General features: G+C 68.7%; 20 protein-coding genes, 1 tRNA gene and 1 pseudogene. 11 read left to right on the top strand and 11 right to left on the bottom strand.

The window, feature by feature from the left end; genetic code table 11:
• Window positions 1-25: 25 nt before the first annotated feature.
• Window positions 26-1,519, top strand: coding sequence for a CoA-acylating methylmalonate-semialdehyde dehydrogenase (locus C2868_RS15205; protein WP_100809758.1), 1,494 nt, complete (start codon window positions 26-28; stop codon window positions 1,517-1,519).
• Here the strand turns inward: C2868_RS15205 and glsA are convergent, their stop codons facing one another.
• Entirely contained in the window at window positions 1,520-2,458 is a 939-nt protein-coding gene (gene glsA, locus C2868_RS15200; RefSeq protein ID WP_100809757.1) for a glutaminase A, read from the bottom strand.
• Between the two features lie 107 nt (window positions 2,459-2,565).
• Between glsA and C2868_RS15195 the strand changes: the two genes are divergently transcribed.
• Together C2868_RS15195 and C2868_RS15190 are read left to right on the top strand one after the other, a co-directional pair.
• Entirely contained in the window at window positions 2,566-3,708 is a 1,143-nt protein-coding gene (locus tag C2868_RS15195; RefSeq protein ID WP_232711088.1) for an alpha/beta fold hydrolase, read from the top strand.
• A 138-nt stretch (window positions 3,709-3,846) separates the two neighbouring features.
• A pseudogene (locus tag C2868_RS15190) lies at window positions 3,847-4,779 on the top strand (IS481 family transposase); the annotation flags it as partial.
• Window positions 4,780-4,813: 34 nt separating this feature from the next.
• Here C2868_RS15190 and C2868_RS15185 read toward each other — a convergent pair.
• The gene (locus tag C2868_RS15185; protein ID WP_100809755.1) at window positions 4,814-6,025 is read right to left on the bottom strand and encodes a carbamoyl-phosphate synthase large subunit; all 1,212 of its coding nucleotides are present in this window, start codon (window positions 6,023-6,025) and stop codon (window positions 4,814-4,816) included.
• A gap of 123 nt (window positions 6,026-6,148) precedes the next feature.
• Between C2868_RS15185 and C2868_RS15180 the strand changes: the two genes are divergently transcribed.
• Complete coding sequence (locus C2868_RS15180; protein ID WP_100809754.1) at window positions 6,149-6,850, top strand: hypothetical protein; 702 nt, start codon at window positions 6,149-6,151, stop codon at window positions 6,848-6,850.
• 50 nt (window positions 6,851-6,900) lie between these two features.
• Window positions 6,901-8,643, top strand: a complete 1,743-nt coding sequence (locus C2868_RS15175; protein WP_100809753.1) for a DEAD/DEAH box helicase — start codon at window positions 6,901-6,903, stop codon at window positions 8,641-8,643.
• A gap of 116 nt (window positions 8,644-8,759) precedes the next feature.
• Here C2868_RS15175 and C2868_RS15170 read toward each other — a convergent pair.
• The 3 genes from C2868_RS15170 to C2868_RS15160 form a co-directional block, all read right to left on the bottom strand.
• Window positions 8,760-8,832: transfer RNA gene (locus C2868_RS15170), tRNA-Arg, on the bottom strand.
• A gap of 97 nt (window positions 8,833-8,929) precedes the next feature.
• Complete coding sequence (locus C2868_RS15165) at window positions 8,930-9,580, bottom strand: asparagine synthase (protein WP_232711087.1); 651 nt, start codon at window positions 9,578-9,580, stop codon at window positions 8,930-8,932.
• Between the two features lie 133 nt (window positions 9,581-9,713).
• A complete protein-coding gene (locus tag C2868_RS15160; protein WP_100809752.1) occupies window positions 9,714-10,823 on the bottom strand; it encodes an acyl-CoA desaturase in 1,110 nt (369 codons plus the stop codon).
• Window positions 10,824-11,164: 341 nt separating this feature from the next.
• On the opposite strand from C2868_RS15160, the gene C2868_RS15155 reads away from it, so the two are divergent.
• Window positions 11,165-12,580: a DEAD/DEAH box helicase gene (locus tag C2868_RS15155; protein WP_103663536.1), complete on the top strand. Its 1,416-nt coding sequence runs from the start codon at window positions 11,165-11,167 to the stop codon at window positions 12,578-12,580.
• Between the two features lie 81 nt (window positions 12,581-12,661).
• Here C2868_RS15155 and C2868_RS15150 read toward each other — a convergent pair whose 3' ends face one another.
• Complete coding sequence (locus C2868_RS15150; protein ID WP_100809743.1) at window positions 12,662-13,042, bottom strand: DUF5684 domain-containing protein; 381 nt, start codon at window positions 13,040-13,042, stop codon at window positions 12,662-12,664.
• A 73-nt stretch (window positions 13,043-13,115) separates the two neighbouring features.
• Here C2868_RS15150 and C2868_RS15145 point away from each other — a divergent pair, with 73 nt between their 5' ends.
• Both C2868_RS15145 and C2868_RS15140 read left to right on the top strand, forming a co-directional pair.
• Window positions 13,116-14,378: an APC family permease gene (locus tag C2868_RS15145; protein WP_100809742.1), complete on the top strand. Its 1,263-nt coding sequence runs from the start codon at window positions 13,116-13,118 to the stop codon at window positions 14,376-14,378.
• Window positions 14,379-14,500: 122 nt separating this feature from the next.
• Window positions 14,501-14,698 carry a hypothetical protein gene (locus C2868_RS15140; RefSeq protein ID WP_103663535.1) on the top strand — a complete coding sequence of 66 codons (198 nt, stop codon included), beginning with the start codon at window positions 14,501-14,503 and terminating at the stop codon, window positions 14,696-14,698.
• An 85-nt stretch (window positions 14,699-14,783) separates the two neighbouring features.
• On the opposite strand, the gene C2868_RS15135 is transcribed toward C2868_RS15140, so the two are convergent.
• Window positions 14,784-16,148 (bottom strand): aminomethyltransferase family protein, encoded by a 1,365-nt coding sequence (locus C2868_RS15135; RefSeq protein WP_100809740.1) that lies wholly within the window; start codon window positions 16,146-16,148, stop codon window positions 14,784-14,786.
• A gap of 146 nt (window positions 16,149-16,294) precedes the next feature.
• Here C2868_RS15135 and C2868_RS15130 point away from each other — a divergent pair, with 146 nt between their 5' ends.
• Window positions 16,295-17,224, top strand: a complete 930-nt coding sequence (locus tag C2868_RS15130) for a LysR family transcriptional regulator (RefSeq protein ID WP_100809739.1) — start codon at window positions 16,295-16,297, stop codon at window positions 17,222-17,224.
• A gap of 257 nt (window positions 17,225-17,481) precedes the next feature.
• Here the strand turns inward: C2868_RS15130 and C2868_RS15125 are convergent, their stop codons facing one another.
• The 3 genes from C2868_RS15125 to C2868_RS15115 are packed head-to-tail and all read right to left on the bottom strand — an operon-like array spanning window position 17,482 to window position 19,330.
• Window positions 17,482-17,718, bottom strand: a complete 237-nt coding sequence (locus tag C2868_RS15125; protein WP_100809738.1) for a hypothetical protein — start codon at window positions 17,716-17,718, stop codon at window positions 17,482-17,484.
• Window positions 17,719-17,742: 24 nt separating this feature from the next.
• Window positions 17,743-18,600 carry an ADP/ATP-dependent (S)-NAD(P)H-hydrate dehydratase gene (locus tag C2868_RS15120; RefSeq protein WP_100809737.1) on the bottom strand — a complete coding sequence of 286 codons (858 nt, stop codon included), beginning with the start codon at window positions 18,598-18,600 and terminating at the stop codon, window positions 17,743-17,745.
• Window positions 18,584-19,330, bottom strand: a complete 747-nt coding sequence (locus C2868_RS15115; protein ID WP_100809736.1) for a histidine phosphatase family protein — start codon at window positions 19,328-19,330, stop codon at window positions 18,584-18,586. Before C2868_RS15115 ends, C2868_RS15120 begins: the two co-directional genes overlap by 17 nt.
• Before the next feature lie 164 nt (window positions 19,331-19,494).
• On the opposite strand from C2868_RS15115, the gene C2868_RS17510 reads away from it, so the two are divergent.
• Window positions 19,495-19,647: a hypothetical protein gene (locus tag C2868_RS17510; RefSeq protein ID WP_157813859.1), complete on the top strand. Its 153-nt coding sequence runs from the start codon at window positions 19,495-19,497 to the stop codon at window positions 19,645-19,647.
• A gap of 15 nt (window positions 19,648-19,662) precedes the next feature.
• Window positions 19,663-19,842 (top strand): hypothetical protein, encoded by a 180-nt coding sequence (locus C2868_RS15110; protein WP_100809735.1) that lies wholly within the window; start codon window positions 19,663-19,665, stop codon window positions 19,840-19,842.
• A 15-nt stretch (window positions 19,843-19,857) separates the two neighbouring features.
• Here the strand turns inward: C2868_RS15110 and C2868_RS15105 are convergent, their stop codons facing one another.
• Window positions 19,858-20,460 carry a TetR/AcrR family transcriptional regulator gene (locus C2868_RS15105; RefSeq protein ID WP_100809734.1) on the bottom strand — a complete coding sequence of 201 codons (603 nt, stop codon included), beginning with the start codon at window positions 20,458-20,460 and terminating at the stop codon, window positions 19,858-19,860.
• Between the last annotated feature and the right edge of the window lie 44 nt (window positions 20,461-20,504).

Genomic DNA, 20,504 nt, shown 5'->3' with positions numbered 1-20,504 from the left:
CCGAACTCCGAACGAAACGAGAGAGATGACCACGCGCATCCCGCACTGGATCGACGGCGAGCGCCACGACACTGGCGACCGGCGTCTCGGCACGGTCTACGACCCCGCGACGGGAGAACAGAGCGGCGCCGTCGTGCTGGCCGAGCCCGCCGACGTCGACGCCGCCGTGCGTGCCGCGACCGTCGCCTTCCCGGCGTGGCGGGACACGTCGATCGCGCGCCGTCAGGCCATCCTCTTCCGATTCCGCGAACTGCTCGAACAGCGCAAGCCCGAGCTCGCCGAGCTCATCACGGCCGAGCACGGCAAGGTCGTCTCGGACGCTCTCGGAGAGATCGCGCGCGGCCAGGAGGTGCTCGAGTTCGCCCTCGGCTTCGCCGACATCCTGAAGGGCGACTACTCGGTCAACGCCTCGACCGGCGTGGACGTCTACTCGTTCCGCCAGCCCATCGGTGTCGCCGCGATCATCAGCCCCGTCAACTTCCCCGCCATGGTGCCGATGTGGTTCTTCCCGATCGCCCTCGCGTCCGGCAACACCGTCGTGCTCAAGCCGAGCGAGAAGGACCCCTCGGCGTCGATGTGGATGGCCGAGCTGCTGGCCGAAGCGGGGCTTCCCACGGGCGTCTTCAACGTGGTGCACGGCGACAAGGTCGCGGTCGACGCCCTCCTGGAGCATCCGGATGTCGCGTCCGTCTCGTTCGTCGGGTCCACCCCGATCGCGCGCTACATCTACGAGACGGCCGCGCGTCACGGCAAGCGCGTGCAGTCACTCGGCGGCGCGAAGAACCACATGCTGGTGCTGCCCGACGCCGACCTCGACCTCGTCGCCGACGCCGCGGTCAACGCCGGGTTCGGCTCTGCCGGCGAGCGCTGCATGGCGATCTCGGTCGTCGTCGCGGTGGAACCCGTGGCCGATGCCCTGATCGAGAAGATCTCGGAGCGGATGGCGGGTCTGCGCATCGGCGACGGGCGCCGCGGCTGCGACATGGGCCCGCTGGTCACACGCGAGCACCGCGACAAGGTCGCCGGGTACATCGATGTGGCGGCGAACGACGGCGCCGAGATCGTCGTGGACGGGCGGGGCGTCGTGCCCGACGGAGCGCCCGGCGGCTTCTGGCTCGGCCCGACCCTGCTCGACCGTGTGCCCACCACCTCGGCCGCCTACATCGAGGAGATCTTCGGGCCCGTGCTGTCGATCGTGCGGGTCGCGACCTACGAGGAGGGCGTCGAGCTGATCAACTCGGGCGCGTTCGGCAACGGCACGGCGATCTTCACGAACGACGGCGGCGCCGCGCGTCGTTTCCAGTACGAGATCCAGGTCGGGATGATCGGGGTCAACGTGCCGATCCCGGTGCCGGTCGCGTACCACTCGTTCGGCGGGTGGAAGGCGTCCGCGTTCGGAGACTCGAAGGCCTACGGTCGCCAGGGTTTCCACTTCTTCACACGCGAGAAGGCAGTCACGGCCCGCTGGCTGGACCCCAGCCACGGCGGAATCAACCTGGGGTTCCCGCAGAACACCTGATCAGTCGTCCAGCGACCCGAACACGTGTAGGTCGAGTTCGGCGCTCAGCAGGTCGGAGGCCCTGCTGCCGCGGACGCTCGTCCCCTGTTCGTCCAGGGGCGGGCTGATGACCGCGGCGCCGAGGGTCTCGGGCACGGAGAGGACGATGGCGCCCGAGACGCTCGACTTCGCGGGGATGCCCACTCGGCGCATCCAGCGTCCCGATCCGTCGTACACACCGCACGTGGCCATGACCGATACGACATCGCGCGCGATCTGCGCGGGCACGACCCGCTCCCCCGTGACCGGGTTGACTCCGCGGAAAGCGAGCGTCGCACCCATCACGGCGAGCGCTTCTGCGTCGACCAGCACGGCGCATGCCCGCGCGTAGACGGCGACGGCGTCGTCGGCGCCGACGCGCAGTGTGCCTTCGGAGCGCATGAGGTGGGCGAGGGCGTGGTTGCGATCGCCCAGCAGATGCTCGTTGCGCGCGACGTCCTCATCCACCTCGAGCGCGCGCCCGGCGAAGGCCGAGAGGCCCCGCAGGATGCGCTCGTTCCGGCCCGCGACGTCGCCGCCGTCCACGACCGCGGCCGTCAACAGCGCCCCCGCGTTCACCATGGGGTTCGGTGGGCGGCCCGTGCCGCTCTCGAGCTTGATCGCATCGAATGCTTCGCCCGTCGGCTCGATCCCGATCCGATCGAGCACGTCGCCGTCCGTGTCGAGCAGCGCGAGGGCGAACAGGAACGGCTTGACGGCGGACTGAACGCTGAACGCGACGTCGGCCTGGGCAGTCACCCAGATGGACCCGTCGCGAAGCGCGAGCGCGATGCCCAGCAGCTCGGGGTCGGCGTCGGCGAGCTGCGGGATGCTGTCATCGACCGCACCCCCGCTCTGGCGCATGACCCGATCACGCAGGCCGTCGAGGTCATACGTCTGCGGGTCGGGTGTTCTCGGCATACCCCCACCCTGTCATGTGCGCCCGGAACCATGCCGTGAGCGTCCGGCACCATCGCGGCATCGACGCGGCATCGACGCGGCCGTGGCCGACCGAATACGCTCGGGGAGTGACAGGCATCCACCGCGTCCTTCGACCGGCGACGGAGCGTGCACCCGCCTTCTCGCTGGCGTACACGCGATCGGGTCCGCCTTCCGCTACTCCGCTCGTCGTCATCCCCGGCGGTCCCGGACTCGCATCCGTCCTGCCGTACCGAGCGCTGCGTCGACAGGCGGCACACGGCGGTCTGGACGTCATCATGGTCGAGCACCGCGGCATCGGTCACTCGCGGAGCGACACGATGGGCCGCCCACTCCCCCATTCGGCCATGTGGGTCACCGACGTCGTCGACGACATCGCGGCCGTTCTGGAGCAGGAGGGCGTGGGGTCTGCGCTCATCGTCGGCTCGTCGTACGGCAGCTACCTGGCATCATCGTTCGCCGCGAGGCATCCGAGTCGGGTCGCGGGCATGATCCTCGATTCCGCTCTCCAGTCCACGAGCGACCTCGCCCTCGAGCGCGAACGGATCCGCGGACTCTTCTGGGACGCCGATGACGACGTCGCCCACTCCGTGCACCACCTTGCCGAGTCGGGTCGGCTCGACTCCCAGACCTTCGATGTGATCCGCGCGGCCTACGAGCTCGCGGGGCCGGACCTCCTCCGCCCGCTCCTCGCGGCTCGGCTCGCGGGCGCGCGGAACCCTGCGTGGAAGGCGCTCGAAATCTACGCGGGTCGCGGTGACTCGATCGTGCGGATCCCCTCCTTCTTCGAGTTCGATATCGCGGGTGCGATCGGGTTCCGCGAACTCAACTACGGGGCCGCACCCGATGGGCGTCCGCTCGACCCGGCGCTGACCTACGCGCCCCTCGCGGACCGATTCCCCGCGTTCGTCGGCGAGCCGTTCGACCTGCTCCTCGAGAACCGGTCGTTCACCTGGCCCGTGGTCGTTCTCGTCGGCTCACGAGACCTCAGGACGCCACCCACCGCCGCGCGCCGCGTTGCGTCGATGATGCCGGATGCGACGATCGTGGACATCGAGAACGGGCACAGCGCACTCGACACGCATCCTGCGGCCCTGCTCAACGCGATGCGTCAGCTCGCCAACGGCACACCGCACCGACTCCCCGCACTCGCCGGACGACTGAACCGCCTGCCGCGACCCGGACTGGCGGGGATCATTCCCCGAGCGCTCCGCGCGATGATCCGCCGCTGATCCGCCGCGGCGAGATCGCTCCGCGCCCCGACGGCGGGCGCTAGATGTACCGACCCGGATCGTTGTTGACGTAGGAGAGACCTCCGGGGTCGAGTTGGAGCTGTCTAGTTCTTCAGCTCGAACCCACGGAGGTCTCTCTTGTCTCACGCTAATGCCCGGCTGACTCCGGCCGGCCGGTTGATCATGGTCCAGCGCATCCAGTCGGGGCGTGCGGTCGCGCATGTCGCGGCGGAGATGGGCATCTCCCGCACGACCGCGTGGCGGTGGTGGCGGCGGTTCCGGGAGGCGGGCGTCGCGGGACTGCAGGAGCGTTCCAGCGTCGCTCACACCCATCCGCACCAGACGGGACCCTGCCAGGAGACGCGAGTGAGGATCATGCGTGAACTGACCCGTCGCGGCCCGGTCTTCATCGGCGCACGGCTGGGGATGCACGCGTCCGTGGTCGGTCGGGTGCTGCGCCGCCATCATGTTCCGCTGCTGCGGGACCTCGACCCGGTCACCGGCGTCGTGATCAAGGCAACCCGGCGGTCCGCGAACCGCTACGAGCACGCCCATCCCGGGTCGCTGATCCACATCGACGTGAAGAAGCTCGGCCGGATCCCCGACGGCGGCGGATGGCGCGCTCACGGTCGCAGCGAAAAGGTCCGCGGCCGCGGGATCGGCTACGACTACATCCACACCGCGATCGATGACCACTCCCGCGTCGCTTACGCCGAGACCCATGACGATGAGAGGGGCGTCACCGCTGCCGGGTTCCTCGAACGGGCGATCGCGTTCTACGCCACCCTCGGCGTCACGGTCGAACGCGTCATCAGCGACAACGCGTTCGCCTACCGAAAGTCTGCAGCATTCCACCGCGTGATCGACGCGCACCACATCACGCAGAAGTTCATCAAGCCACACTGCCCCTGGACCAATGGGAAAGTCGAGCGCCTGAACCGCACCCTCACCACCGAGTGGGCCTACGCCCGCCCCTTCACCTCGAACGCCGAACGCCGCGCCGCCTTGCGGGCCTGGCTCGACTACTACAACCTAGACAGAGCCCACCTCGGCATCGGAGGCCGAACCCCATCGACCGAATCACCAACGGTCGAGGTCAGTACAGCTAGATGCGCTGCTCGTGAACGGCCTCGAGCGCCTCGGCGTCCGCCGCCGTCATCCCCGCGATCGGTTCGCCGTTCCAGACGATGTCGTCGCCGAGCGCCGCGAGGAGCTCCTTGCGGTCGCCGTGGCTGAGCTTCGCCCCGTGGATGAGCGTCGCGGGGCTCCACATCATCGCCAGGGAATCGTGCCACTGTGCCCCCACGTCGCGCACGTGGATCAGATCGTGGAGCGACGTCGGCAGGTGGCTGAGGGGTTCGGCGAAGCAGTCCGCGAGCACCGCGAGCTTCACTTCCCGCTCGACGCCCGGCTCGACGACCGCGACGCCGTCCCCCTCGCCGACGAGCGCGGCCGAGAACTCCTCGGCGCCGAGCAGGATGATCCCGTTCGTCGGGCGCGGGTTGCACTCGATGGCGAAGAGCTCACCATCGTTGTCGACGAAGTCGAACGACAGCTGCCCGGTGAAGCCGGTGTCGAGCGCATCCACGATCCGCTGCGTGTAGTCGAGCGTGACGGAGCTGTCGACGGCGAGGAAGGTGATGCCGGTGCTGTGGGCCCACTGCTCCGGCGCCCGGTACGTGCAGTGCGAGGTGACACGGCCGTCGACGATCGTGCTGTAGGTGCACACCATGGGCCCGTCGACGAAGGGCTGGACGAGCCAGGGCTGATCGGGCGTGGGATGGCAATCGCTCACCTCGACCTTTCCGGCGAGCGGACCCGTGTTGGTGAGCAGGCCGACCCCGCCACGAGAGAACGCCGCACGGGCGAAGAAGCGGGGGAAGCGCGCGATGGCCTCGGCGAGGGATGCATCGTCCGTCGCGACGACGGTCTCCGGAATCGGCACACCGGCCTGCTCCACGAGCCGCTGGAAGCTGGCCTTGTCGTGCAGCCGCGCGAGACTGTCGAACTGCCCCGCGTAGAGGCTAACACCGTCAGCCAGGTCGGCCGCGCGCGCGGCGAGGTAGAAGACCTCTTCGAAGGTGGGAACGATCAGATCGATCCCGTGCCGCGCGACGATGTCGTTGATGTCGTCGATGAAGGCATCCGTCTCGAACCGCGGTGATGCGGTGACCTCGTGTGCCGTCAGATACTTCGAGTGGCTTCCGACCGCGCCCGCGTAGGTGTCGCTCGCGACGACCGCGTGGCCCGTGGCCCCGAGCTTCCGGATCGCATCCAGCGCGAAGGTGTTCCTCGAGCTCGTGACCAGTACGCGCATCAATCGCCCTTTCGATGGGGAAGAGTGGGTGAGCCCACCCTACGGCTACGCTGCTGGGACGAGCGTTCGGCGCCCCCGCGGTACAGACCGTGAGCAGTCGGTGAGCGGGCAGGAGATCGGGACGTGCAGGATCTTGCCAGGTGGGTCGTCGCGCTGTCGACTCTCGTGGGCTTCGGGTTGACGATGGGATTGAACCCCGCGCTGTACGGCGCCACCGCCGACATGCTCGCACGCAACATGCACGTCGCCGCCCGGATGAGCTGGATGGTCGCGGGTCTCGCAACCGGCGCGACGGCGCTGTTCGCCCTGCTGCAGACCTTCGATCCGACGAACCTCGTCATCGCCATCCGCGGCGATGTGGATGCCGCGTTGCTGAGTCGCGTGGTCGACTTCGTCGTCGGGGCGATCTTCCTCGCCATCGCCGCCCTGATCGCGTGGTGGGTGTTCCGCGTCCCGACGCGTCCCATTCGCCCGGCACGGGCGCGTGCCCAGAACGCACCCGCGATCACCTACTTTCCGCTCGGGCTGAGCTGCGCGGTGATCGGGTTCACGACGTTGCCGATCATGTACATGACCGGACGCGTGACCGCGGGTCTGACCGCGCACCTCGGACTCCGGCTCGCCGCGTACGCCGTGTTCCTCGTCGCGCTGGTCGGTCCCTTCCTCGTCCTCGCCTGGATCTGGTCCCGGTTTCCGACCATCTCGCGCCACGTCACGGAGTTCTACGCGCGCATCACCCACGGGGACTATCGCTGGGCATCGGCCGCTCTGCTCGGGGTCGCCGGGCTGGTCTTCATCGGTCTCGGCCTGTTCGCCGAGCGCTAGCTTCGGTCGCCGAGTCGCGTGGGCACGGTTGGGGGACTACCGTCGAATCCATGGCCTACCCCAGCGAGAACGACACCGTCGAGGCAGAGCCTGCCCGCCCGGAATCCAGCTTTGCCGATCTCGGTCTCGATGACGCGGTCATGAAGGCGTTGAAGGACGTCGGATACGAGACGCCCTCCGCCATCCAGGCCGCGACCATTCCCCCGCTTCTGGCGGGTCGAGACGTCGTCGGTCTCGCGCAGACGGGCACGGGGAAGACGGCCGCGTTCGCCCTGCCGATCCTCTCCCGGCTGGATCTGTCGCAGAAGACTCCGCAGGCGCTCGTGCTCGCCCCCACCCGTGAACTGGCCCTGCAGGTCTGCGAGGCGTTCGAGAAGTACGCGTCGCACCTGCGCGGCGTCCACGTCCTCCCCGTCTACGGCGGCCAGGGCTACGGCCAGCAGCTCTCGGCGCTCCGCCGAGGCGTCCATATCGTCGTCGGCACGCCGGGCCGCATCATGGACCACCTCGAGAAGCGCACGCTCGACCTCTCCGAGCTCAAGTACCTCGTGCTCGACGAGGCCGACGAGATGCTCAAGATGGGCTTCGCCGAGGATGTCGAGACGATCCTTGCCGACACCCCCAAGACCAAGCAGGTCGCCCTGTTCTCCGCCACGATGCCGGCGCAGATCCGCCGCATCTCGGCGCAGTATCTGAACGACCCCGAAGAGATCACGGTCAAGACCAAGACCACGACGTCCGCGAACATCACGCAGCGGTACCTGATCGTGTCGTACCCGCAGAAGGTCGATGCGCTCACCCGCATCCTCGAGGTCGAGAACTTCGAGGGCATGATCGTGTTCACGCGCACGAAGAACGAGACCGAGACGCTCGCCGAGAAGCTGCGCGCCCGCGGTTACACGGCAGCGGCGATCAGCGGCGACGTCGCCCAGGCGCAGCGCGAACGCACGGTCAACCAGCTCAAGAGCGGCAAGCTCGACATCCTGGTCGCCACGGATGTCGCGGCGCGAGGCCTCGACGTCGACCGCATCAGCCACGTGGTCAACTACGACCTGCCGATCGACACCGAGTCGTACGTCCACCGTGTCGGACGCACGGGTCGCGCCGGCCGGACGGGCGCCGCGATCAGCTTCGTCACCCCGCGCGAGCGCCGCATGCTGACCTCGATCGAGCGGGCCACGCGCCAGCCGCTGACCGGGATGAAGCTGCCGAGCGTCGACGACGTCAACGCGACCCGACTGACGCGGTTCGACGACGCGATCACCGCAGCCCTCGCCGACCCGGCACAGATCGGGCTCTTCCGCGACATCGTCGCGCACTACGTCGAGCACCACGACGTTCCCGAGGCGGACGTCGCCGCGGCGCTTGCCGTCGTGGCGCAGGGCGACACCCCGTTGCTTCTCGACCCGGATGCCGCACCCGAGCCCCGCTTCTCGCGCGACGAGCAGGATCGTCCCGACCGGGGCGGACGCGAGCGCGGCGCACGCTCCGAGCGGGGCCCGCGCAGCGGCGGCGGGGCACGAGTCACCTACCGGATCGCGGTCGGGCGCCGGCACAAGGTCGAGCCGCGCCAGATCGTCGGGGCGCTCGCGAACGAAGGCGGACTGCGGCGCGAGGACTTCGGAGCCATCCAGATCCGGCCCGACTTCTCGCTCGTGGAGCTGCCCGCCGACCTGTCCCGCGACACCCTCAAGCGGCTCGAGAACACGCGCATCAGCGGCAAGCTGATCGAGCTGAAGCCCGACCGCTTCGGGGGTTCGGCCAAGCGCGAGGATCGACCGCCGCGGCGCTGACGGGCTTTTCGGGCTCAGGGAGTCAGAGGCGCCGCGGGGAGCGCGCCCAGCGGGGACAAACACGAAAGCCCGCGATAATCCGCGGGCTTTCGGTATTTCACTGTCTCAACACAGTGTGCGCTCGAAGGGACTCGAACCCCCAACCTTCTGATCCGTAGTCAGATGCTCTATCCATTGAGCTACGAGCGCGATCCTGATCCCGCGGCATCCGAAGACCCGCGCAGACCAGCGTCCAGGATACCCCACGCGCGGGGCGCCCGCGAATCGTGCTCCATCCGCGTCCGCCTCAGTCTTCCACTCCGACGCTCTCGGCGCGCTCGGCCTCGGTCGCGCGGCGCTGCCGTTGCACAGCAGAGAGCTTGCTGAGATCGACGAGGCGGAGCGCCTGCATCCGCGCCTCGCGCATCTTCTCGTAACCGGGCTCGAGATCGGGCCGTGCGGCCTCGACCCGCAGGCTCCGGTCGATGTTCTCGGCCAACTCGCTCCACGCCGCGTCGCGCGCGGCCTCGACCAGTCGGCGCAGTTCCTGGTCGTCCTCGGCGCGCGCCCGCAGCTCCTTCGCGACGCGCTGCGACTGACGGCGTCTGCGGCGCAGGTTGCCGACATCGCGGCTGCCGTAGTCGTGCGTGCCATCCGGATCGCTGAACCGGTGCCAGGCGTCCTTGCGTTCCTTCTTGATGCGCTCGGCCGCAGCATCGGCCTCGTCGGCGAGCGCCAACAGCGCCGCGCGCGCGTCGGGCATGAACTTGTCGACGTCGTACCCCGCGCCGCCGCCGATCGTGTCCATCAAGATGCGGTTCTTCAGCGACAACCGGATCGCGGCAGAGGCGATGTACAGACCCTCCGAGACGATCTCGGAGAGTTTCGGGCGCGCGGGCGGGGCCGCGACGACCACCGAGTCGTCGGGTGTGTCAGCCGGTGAGGCTTTCGGGCCCACGTCCCCTCCCACTTCGAGGTTAGCCCTCGGCGCCCGAGGATGCGCATCGGGTGCCGGCGGCTGGGAGCGCGACCGCTACCCGGACACGACGATGGCGCCGAGGGAAGTCCCCGGCGCCATCGGTGAAGCGGGATCAGACCTTACGGAATCGCTCGACGATGTAGCAGTCGAATGGATCGCGAGCCGCCAGCCCGACACGGTTGAGGTACGCGACGACGATGCCGTACGAGCGCCAGAGCGTCGTCTCGGTGTACGGCACGTCGAGCGTCTCGCAGTGGTCGCGCACGATCTCACGCGTCTTCGCGAGATGGGTGCGAGCCATGCTCGGGAAGAGATGGTGCTCGACCTGGTAGTTGAGGCCACCCATGAGCCAGGTCGCCCACCAACCACCGGACACGTTGCGCGACGTGCGAACCTGCTTGGTGAAGAAGTCGAGCTTCGCGTCCTTGTCGATGATCGGCATGCCCTTGTGGTTCGGCGCGAACGCCGCCCCCATGTAGACGCCGAAGACGGCGAGCTGAACACCGAGGAACGCGAAGGCCATGCCGAGCGGGAGCATCCAGAACACGATCGTGAACAGGACGGCGAAACGCAGGGCGATCAGCGCGAGCTCGTACCAACGACCCTTGACGCCCGGTGTCGTGACCAGGTGCTTGATGCTCAGGAAGTGGAGGTTGATGCCCTCGAGCGTGAGGAGCGGGAAGAAGAAGTAGCCCTGGCGGCGCGTGATGAAGCCGAGCAGACCGGATGCCTTGGCCGCGTCCTCTTCGACGAACGAGATCGTGTCGATCTCGATGTCGGGGTCGCGGCTGATGCGGTTCGGGTTGGCGTGGTGGCGCGTGTGCTTGGAGCCCCACCAGGAGTAGCTCATGCCGACGATGCCGTTGCCGAGGATCTTGGCGAGACGGTCGTTCGCCTTGCCCGAGGTGAAGATCGCCTTGTGCGCGGCCTCGTGCGACAGGAACGCGACCTGCGTGAGGAGGATGCCGAGGACGCCGGCGACGATGAGCTGGAACCAGCTGTCGCCCAGCAGAACGAAGGCGGCCGCGCACGCCGCGAAAGCGACGAACAACGCCGAGCCGACGAGCAAGTAGAACTTGGGGGCACGAGCCAGCAACCCGGTCTCGCGAACAACCTGCGAAACCTCGGTGTACGCACGCGTGAGGTTCGGATACGTGTCCGTTTTCGCGTACGTCTGACGCACGGGCCCCAGCTGGGCTGCGGGGGGAGCAATAGTAGAGATGCTTCACCTACTCGATCGGCGCCCACTCACGTGTTGGGCCGGGCCTACGCCAACGGCAAGTGCCGATCGCTGTTGTTCACACTACGCATACCCGCATTCCGTTCCGAGAATGCTGGGGTGATGCCCAGGAGACTGACACGTCACGTTCGTTCTCCGCGCGTGTTAGTGTTGCCATGGCGGTTTGTTCCGCCTGCGTCGTCGTGACGCTTCCCGGCCTTCTCGGCCGTGGCTCTACACGAACGGCGAACCGATGCGCGATCCCGCGCCGTCGCCCACTTCGCGCCTCTCTCAGGCCTTTCCGGCCTCATGTTTCGGTGCGCACTTCACCCGAAAGCACAACCATGTCTACTTTCCTTGAGCTCGGCGTGCCCGCGCCGCTCGCCTCCGTTCTCGAAGCCTCCGGCAAGACCGAGGCATTCGCCATCCAGCGCGACACCCTGCCCGACTCGCTCGCGGGTCGCGACGTACTCGGCCGCGGCCGCACCGGCAGCGGCAAGACCATTGCGTTCGCCCTTCCGCTCGTCGCGCGCCTGAGCGGCGCATCCGCCGCACGCCGCACCCCGGGCCAGCCGCGCGGGCTCGTGCTGGCTCCGACGCGTGAGCTCGCGACGCAGATCGCCGCGACCCTCATCCCCCTCGCGGAGGCCGTCGGCCTGCGCGTAACCACCGTCTTCGGTGGCGTCAGCCAGCGCCCGCAGGAGCAGGCGTTCCGCAACGGTGTCGACATCGTCGTCGCCTGCCCGGGCCGCCTCGAAGACCTCATGAAGCAGGGCGTCGTGCGCCTGGACCGCATCGAGATCACCGTTCTCGACGAGGCCGACCACATGGCCGACCTCGGGTTCCTGCCCGGCGTCACCCGAATCCTCGCCGCAACGCCCCAGGGCGGGCAGCGGATGCTGTTCAGCGCCACGCTCGACCGCGGCGTCGACAGCCTCGTGCGTCGCTTCCTGCGCGACGAGGTCCGTCACGAGGTCGACGACGAGAGCGTCCCCCAGGGCGAGATGATCCACCGCGTCTTCGTCATCGACGGCACCGACGAGAAGACCGCACTCGTGCAGCGCCTCGCGTCGGGCACCGGCCGACGCATCCTCTTCACCCGCACGAAGCACCAGGCCAAGAAGCTCGCGAAGCAGCTGACCGCGGCGGGCATCCCCGCCGTCGACCTGCACGGCAACCTGGCGCAGGGCGCGCGCGAACGCAACCTCGCCGCCTTCGGCGCCGACGTCGCGAAGGGCGGCGTGCGCGTGCTCGTCGCCACCGACGTCGCCGCGCGCGGCGTACACGTGGATGACGTCGAGCTCGTCGTGCACGTCGACCCGCCCGTCGAGCACAAGGCGTACCTGCACCGTTCGGGCCGCACCGCCCGCGCGGGCGCCGAGGGCACCGTCGTCACGGTGACCCTCGAGGCCCAGCGTCGCGATGTCACCGACCTGCTGCGCAAGGCACACATCGACGCGCCGCTCGAGAAGGTCCGCGCCGACGACGCCCGCGTCGTCACGCTGGTCGGCGAGACCGCCGCGTACGTCAAGCCCGCACCGATCGTCGCGAGCACTCACGCCCCGCAGCGCCCCCGTGGCGCCTCGGGTCGCGGGAACGCGGGAGGCAGCGGCGCGGGTCGCTCCGGCGCGCACCGCGGTGACGGCAACCGCGCCCCTCGTGGCGACGGTGCCCACGGCGACGCGGCACGTCCCGCGGCCGGCGGCGGTCGCCGCGGCGGCTCGCGCGGACGCTCGTACTCCACCGGCTCGCGCGGCTGAACACCCGGCACAGAGTCGAACCCGGACGAACGAATGGCGGGGCACCGGTTGGTGCCCCGCCATTCGTGTTCCCGTCGCGGATCAGCGCGCGGGCTGGTACTGCGAGCTTCCGTATCCGAGGATCAGGTAGCCGATCGGCTGCAGCAGGAACAGCAGGAAGAACGAGAAGACGCCGCCCTTGCCGAAGTTCTTGCCGACCTTGAAGGCCACGACGATAGCGAAGATGACATTGACGATGGGGATGATGTAGAGCAGGCCGAGCCATGCCGACATCCCACCGACCTTCACGAGAATGAAGATGTTCACGATCGGGATGATCGCGAGGATGCCGGGCCAACCGGCCTTGGTGAAGGTACGCCAGAGGGCGATCGCCAGGATGATGTACCAGATCAGCCCCCAGACGCCCGAAATCGTATAGAGCGCGGAGAGGTCCGCCTGGTCGGTGATCTGCATCGAAGTCATGGCCACATGTTAGGGGGCGCGAGACACGCGGCGCGAGCACGTCACGACACGTCGACGCACTAGAGTCGGCGCCGTGACTCCCCCGTACACGCTCGCCCGACGTCTCGGCCTCGGCGATGCCGTGTTCATCGGCCTCGGTTCGATGATCGGCGCCGGGGTCTTCGCGGCGTTCGCGCCGGCGGCACAGGCAGCCGGTGCCGGCCTGCTGGTCGGCCTCGCGATCGCGGGCTTCGTCGCGTACTGCAACGCCGCCGCATCCGCTCAGCTCGCCGCTGCGCACCCGACGTCGGGCGGCACCTACGCCTATGGCCGGGCGGAGATCGGGCCGTGGTCGGGATTCGTCGCGGGCTGGGCCTTCATCATCGGCAAACTCGCCAGCTGCGCCGCGATGGCGCTCACATTCGCGGCCTACGCGGCACCCCCGGGCTGGGAACGGCCCGTCGCGATCGCGGCCGTAGCGGCCCTTGCCGTCGTGAACCTGCTGGGCGTCACCCGCACGGCCCAGCTCACCCGCGTGCTCGTCGTGATCGTGCTGCTCGCACTCGCGGTCGTCGTGGCCGCCGGATGGTCCAGCACGGCGGGCGCCGAGGGCCTGTCGGACATGGACCTCTGGACGGGCGGAGGCTACGGCATCCTGCAGTCCGCCGGTCTGTTGTTCTTCGCGTTCGCCGGGTACGCCAGGATCGCGACGATGGGCGAGGAGGTGCGCGACCCCTCCCGGACCATTCCGAGGGCGATCATGCTCGCCCTCGGGCTCGCGCTCGTCGTCTACGCCATCGTCGGCGTCACGGTTCTCATGGCGCTCGGCCCCGGCGGCACGGCCGCGTCATCCGCGCCCCTCTTTGACACGGTCGCCGCCTCGGGCTGGGCGTGGGCCCAGCCGGTCGTCCGCATCGGAGCCGCGGTCGCGTCACTCGGTGCCCTGCTCGCGCTCATCGCGGGTATCGGACGCACGACTCTCGCGATGGCCCGCGAGGACGATCTGCCCCGCAGCCTCGCCGCGATACACCCCCGGTACCGCGTGCCGCACCGCGCCGAGATCGCGATCGCGGTCGTCGTGATCGTCGCGGTCGCGACCGTCGATCTGCGGGGCGCGATCGGATTCTCGTCGTTCGGCGTTCTCGTCTACTACTTCATCGCGAACGCGGCGGCGTTCCGTCAGAGCGGCAGCGCACGACGGTTCCCCCGCATCCTGCAGGTCCTCGGCGCGGTGGGGTGCGGCATGCTGGCACTGACTCTTCCCCTGGCGGCCGTGATCGGCGGGGCAGTGGTCATCCTGGTGGGCATCGGCGGCCGACTGGTGGTGCTCGAGCTGAGGCAACGCCGCGCGCTGTGAGAGCGGTCGGCGGCCGGCATTCGCCAGAAGCCGTATCAACCGCCGCGGCCGAACGCAACCCCCCGCCCCGCGCGTCGGATCTCGCCTACCGTCGACACACGAACACTCGAAAGGAGCCAGACATGGGATTCATCGATGACGCCAAAGAGACCGCCGAGACCGCTGGCCGCAAGGCGAAAGACGCGTTCGAAGACACCAAGGACCGTATCGGCGACAAGGTCGACGAGGTCAAGGCAGACGCCGAGGTGAAGAAGGCCGAAGCCGAGCGCGACTCGGTCAAGACTCGCAACGAGGTCAAGGAGAACATCCGCGACGCCTGACCCGTCTGCGCACGAACGGGGGACCTCGGAGAGTACTCCGGGGTCTCTTGCTTTTGCCAGAGAACCCCGGAGTACCGTCTCGAGGTCAGCCGGCCCGGTAGTTGTCTCGCGCGAAGGCGGAGTACGGCGCGGGCTCGACCGTGGCCCGGACCGCGATCTGGCGGTGCGGCTCGACGGCGGGCTTCTGCGAGTTCGGCTCTTCGCCCCACAGGATGTGGACTTCGGTGCCCGGTGCGGCGTGCTCCGTCGCAATGCTCGCGAGCGAAACGAATGCGTGCTCGTTGGTGATGTACCCGACATCGTGCGAGATGCCGACGTCCTCGCCATCGATCAGCACCCGGTCGACCTGGTACAGGCCATAGCGCGCCTTCGGGAAGTCGATGTACTTCGCGGGCACGCCCGGCTCGAGCAGGGACTGCACGGCGTCCGCGACATCCTCTTCGTTCCAGACCAGGGTCACCTTGGTGCGGGGAGCCTCCGCCGCGTGACGCTCCAGCGCCGCGCGGCCGATGAAGTCGTGGTCGAAGGCAACGCTGCGACCGTAGCCGATGTCGTACGGCGTGACGTAGTAGTCGGTGATGTCGTCGGAGGCGAGGCTGCCCGCCAGCGACCCGGCTCGCGCCACCGGAAGCCACTCCCGGTAGGCCGCCGTGCCCTCGCCCGTGAAGATCGCGGGAAGCGGGGACGGCACCCAGGCCGACTCGAGGTTGGCGGACGAATAGGCCTTGGACCCCACCAGCACGAGGTCGAACTCCTCGCCCGCCTCGATCAGAGCCGAGCGCACGCGCTCGCCCTCGGCCCACGGGCCGAACAACTCGAAGCCCGGCTGACCCGCCATGCCGTGGCGGAGCGAGCGTACTGTCACACCGTCGATCGTGAAGGTCGCCATGTGGAAGAACTTCGTCGGCGGTACGGGCGCGCCGGTGACCTTCTCCATGAGGGCGAGTGCGTGCGGCCCCTGCAACTCGTAGCGGTACAGCTTCGGATCCCCGGCTCGCACGATCGAGTTGCCGTCACGCTCGAACGTGGCGTCGTAATCGCCCGTCTCGAGGTGGTACTGCACCCAGTCGATGACCATCGGGTGCCCGACCAGGTCGAAAGACTCCTCGGCGAGGTAGAAGAGGATGGCGTCGCCGATCAGGTACCCGTCGCTGTTCACGGCGATGAACTGCTTGGCGTTGTCGACCCGGAAGTTGGCGAAGCTGTTGACCCCCACGTCGCTGAGCAGCTTCAGCGCGTCGGGCCCCGTCAGGAAAAGATCGGTCATGTGATGCGACTGATCGAGCAGGGCGACGGAGGTGCGCCACGACAACTGCTCGGAGCGCCAGTTGCTGAACTCGGGCGTGACGGGGAAGACCGTGGGGCGAGCCGGTGCATTGCGGAGCACATCGACCGGGTTTCCGACGCGGGCGATCGCTTCGGCAAGGGATTCGGGACGGGATGCGGACACGGGAACTCCTTCGTTCGCGGCGGGCGACCCGCCGACTTCGGCTCACGTCAGCCTAGGCATCGGGAAGCGCGTTGCGCATAAGCACTGCTTATGCTGTGGGAAGGATGTCTTAGCCGAGGCGTCCGTCATCGTGAGGGAGTGCGTCCATGGACCTGAACCTGCTGCGCAGCTTCGTCGCCATCTACGAAACACGGAGTCTGACCGCCGCCGCGGAAGGCCTGTACGTGACCCAACCCGCGGTGAGCCAGGCGCTCGGACGCCTGCGGCGAGAACTCGACGACCCCCTCTTCCGCCGTGTCGGGCGCGTCATGGAACCGAGCGAACTCGCGAGTTCGCTCTACCCCGACTTCCGCGACGCTCTCGCCCGCATAGACCGCACGCTCGACGCGGTGCACGGGTTCGATCCGTCCGCGTTCGATCGCGTATTCCGGATAGCGCTCTCCGAACTCGGCGAGATCGGCTACTTTCCCGCCATCCTCGACGCCGTCCGCACGGCCGCACCACACGCACGCCTCGAGGTGGTGCCGCTCGACGTCGACCGCCTGCCCGGCTGGCTCGCCCGCGGCAGCATCGATCTCGCCGTGACGTCATCGCCCGTCACGGGCGAGTTTCCGCACGTCGTGCTGAAGTCGCAGGGCTACGCGATCCTGATGTCGCAGGATCATCAGCTCGCCCGCGGCGACGTCGGCCTCGACGATTACCTCGCCGCGACGCACGTCGTCGTCGCGAGCGACTCGGGGCGGCCGAACCTGCGCACGGCTCTCAGCAGATTGGGCGTGCGCCTGGACGAGCCGGTCAGCGTGAATCATTTCGCGTCGATCCCGCCGCTGCTCGCCGCGCGGCCCGACATGATCGCGACGGTGCCCGACACGATCGGCGCGGGCTGGGCGACAACGTGGCCGCTCGTCGTTCGGCAGCTCCCGTTCGAGATGGCGAGCGTCGACGTCTCGCTGTTCGCGCGGACCACGGCGCAGCACTCCGCGGCGCTCGACTGGGCCTTCGAAACCGTACGTCGTGCCATCTCGGGGACGCACGGCGAATTCTTCGCCATCCACGGCTACCCGGCTCGCGGGTAAGGGAGCGCCCCACCTGTGCATGTGCTGCTCATCTGCGGCGAGGCCCGAACGCGGGCTTACCCTGGCGCCATACGCCCCCGACCTCGGCCGCCCACGCGTACACATCGATACATGACTGCACCGGGAGGGATGATCATGGAACCGATCTCGTTCACCGCCGAGTAACGCGTCGGCCTGGGTGAGCGCGACCCCTTCGAGGGCCCGATGATCGCACAGCGCGCCGCGTTCAGATCACACGATCTGCGGGTCGCGAGACGCTACTCCTCGTCGAGGTCCTTCTCGAGCTCGTCCTCGGAGAGCGTCGCACCCGGGGTGGGCGTGCGGAACGCGGCATTGACCGGGAAGTCGGGGGCCGGGAAGTCGGCAGCCGGGAACTCGGAGCCGTCCTCGCCCCCGTCCCGGATGATGTCGACATCCGTGTCGATGTCGCGATCGGTGGGCGGAGCCTCGGGACGCGGTTCGTCGGCGGGCATGAACGGTTCGGACATCGACATGGCGGTCATCTTCCTGCCCACAGGTTACGCGGGGGTGAATTCCTGCAGCACCGTGGTGATCGTCGGAGTCAGTTCCCGGGCGAGATCACCAGCTAGGAACCCGAGTCCCGGATGCTTCGTCAGCCGGTCACCCGCCGTTGCGTGCACCCAGCTCGCCCACACCGCCGCACGCTCCGGCGGCAATCCGCGCGCGGCCATCCCGGCCATCGCACCCGCGAGCACGTCACCACTGCCGGACGTGCCGAGCCCCGCACCGCCGCCCGAGACACGCCAGGTTGTGCCGGACGGGTCGACGATATCGCCATAGCAATTGACGACGGCCTCGTACCGCCGGGCGATCTCTCGGAGGTCCGCGATGCGGTCATCGCCGAGACCGCGGCCGAGCAACCGAGCCGCCTCCTCCTCGTTCGGGTTCAGAACGAGGGCCTGCGGCAGCCGTGCACGATCGATCTCCGGCAGCACGCCGAGGCCGAACGCGTCCAGCACGAGACACGAGACACCGACGTCGACGATGGCTTCGAGGGTCGCGCGCGTCTCGTCCGGTTCGTCGAAACCGGGCCCGACGAGCACGGTGTCAGCCGCGGCGAGTTCGTCACGCAGGTGTCCTTCGATCGGATCCGCCGCTCGTTCGGGCAGAGAGAAGACCGCCGCCTCGCGGATCACGACGCCGATCTGGGCCTCGATCGAACCGGGTACGACCAACCCCAGGCGACCCGCGCCGACCCGCAGGGCCGCTTCGCCCGCCAGCAGGACCGCGCCCGGCGAGCGCCGCGAACCGCCCACGACCATGACGCGACCGCGCGTCTTCTTCGAGTTGCCCGGGTCGGGCAGCCCCCAGGCGCGGAGCACATCCGCTGTGACGTTCTCACTCGGGCTGGACATCGGGGCTCCCCGCGTGCTCGGTGACGGGTGCGCCCTCGCGTTCGAGGTGCGTCACGTTCGAGAAGTCCACCAACTCCCAACCCGCTTCGGTGGCGCGCAGGTGGGTGACCGACGCATTCTCGACCGTGTTGGATGCGGCGAAATCGAGCAGTTCGTCCTCGCTCAGCGGGAGCAGCACGTATAGCAGGAGCATCACGACGGCGTCGTGCGCGACGACCAGCGCCCGGTCGCCGGGGCCCGCGCTCTCGGGACGGGGGCCAGGCAGCGCATCGCGCAGGAACGAACGCAGCCGTAGCGCGACATCCGCCCACGACTCCCCGCCCGGCGGGCGGTGATAGAACTTGCCGAGGTGCCTGCGGCGTGCGGCCTCCTCGGGGTGCAGGCGCTCCACGCCTGCTCTCGTCAGGAGATCGAGGATGCCGAGCTCTCGATCACGCAGACGCTCGTCGACGACGACGGGCACGGAGACGGATGCCTCGCCGCTCGCGATCGCCAGCGTTTCGCGAGCCCGGGCGTACGGCGACACCCAGCACACATCGATCAGCTCGCGGTGCTCTGCGAACCACGCCCCCAGAGCCTGAGCCTGGCGGACGCCGACCGGCGAGAGGGGCACGTCGGCGTCGCGGGATTCGAGAGGGATGATCTCGAGTCCCTCCCGCTGCGCGCGCGTCGCCGCAACGTTGCCGACGCTCTCGCCGTGCCTGACCAACCACAATTCCGTCACTGACATTCCGCGAGCGTACGGCGGTGGGCGACAGAAGTGGACCCGGTTGACAAGCTCTCCACCCCACAGCTCGCTGTCAACCCCCGTGCGCCGCGTGCTCGGACCGGGTTGTCTGAAGGTCCGCGGATTCACCACCATCCGAAACCGTCGTTCACAGACGAGGAGACCTCATGTCGAACAATGCAGACAGCGGCAACCCCGATACGGACCGCGCCTATCTCCAGGACGTGCCCCCCGTGCACGTCGATCCCGACGCACCGGCAACGCCCGCCGACACTTCCGGCGATGAGCCCGGCACCGACGCCGATGCCGCTCGCAGCTGAATGAGAGGAACACCCATGACCGATGACCGCGATCTCGAGAACACGTCCGACGCCGAGGACGACGAGGCGACGCCGAAGCAGGGCGGGCTCGGCAAGGACGGCACGATCCCGGATGCACCGGGCGGAGTAGCCGCGGGCCACACCGGCACCAGCTCGACGTTCGAACCGGAAGAAGACGAGGAAGCGGACGCCTAGGCGCGAAAGCCCGACTCAGGCCGAGGGCCGCGGTGCGGGCGCGACAGGAGCCGGCGCCGGGGCCGAGAGATCCCGAATGGCATCGCGGTAGGACTCGCGAAGTTGCGCCGGTTCGACGCCCGACAGGATGAGGAACTGCAGACCGCGCAAGAGGGCGACGACCCGTGTCGCCCCCGACAGCGCACGCTCGGGCGTGAACCCGTCCGCCAGCAAGGTGTCGCGCACCTCTTCGATCCATTCGCGGCCAACGAGTTCGATGAACTCACCCCACTCACCGGGATCGCGCATGGCGATGCCGAAGCGTTGGAAGAACAGCCGGACATACGGGCGGCTGTCCGGATCGGCCAGGTCGTCCCACGCCGTGAGCAGACGTTGCTCGAGGTCTCCGGGTCCGCGCAACCGGGCGAACATTCCCCGCAATCGGGGAAAGCTGTCGAACGCGACGTGCGCCGCCTCGCCGATCAGCGCCTGCTTCGACCCGAAGTAGTAGAGAAGCATGCGGTTGTTCGACCCGATCGCTCGGGCGATCGCGCTCAGGCTGAGGTCGATCACCCCGTCTCGCAGAATGAGGTCGACCACCAGACCCAGCAGCCGCTGGCGTTCCGGAGTGCTTTCCATCCGGCTCATCCTAGGCGCGGCGAATCGACGCACGGGTCACGCGA

The organism is Microbacterium sp. CJ77 (assembly GCF_002911615.1).
Classification (GTDB): Bacteria; Actinomycetota; Actinomycetes; order Actinomycetales; family Microbacteriaceae; genus Microbacterium.
The sequence above is the reverse complement of the archived record's forward strand: the minus strand, read 5'-3'. Positions and strand labels throughout refer to the sequence as shown.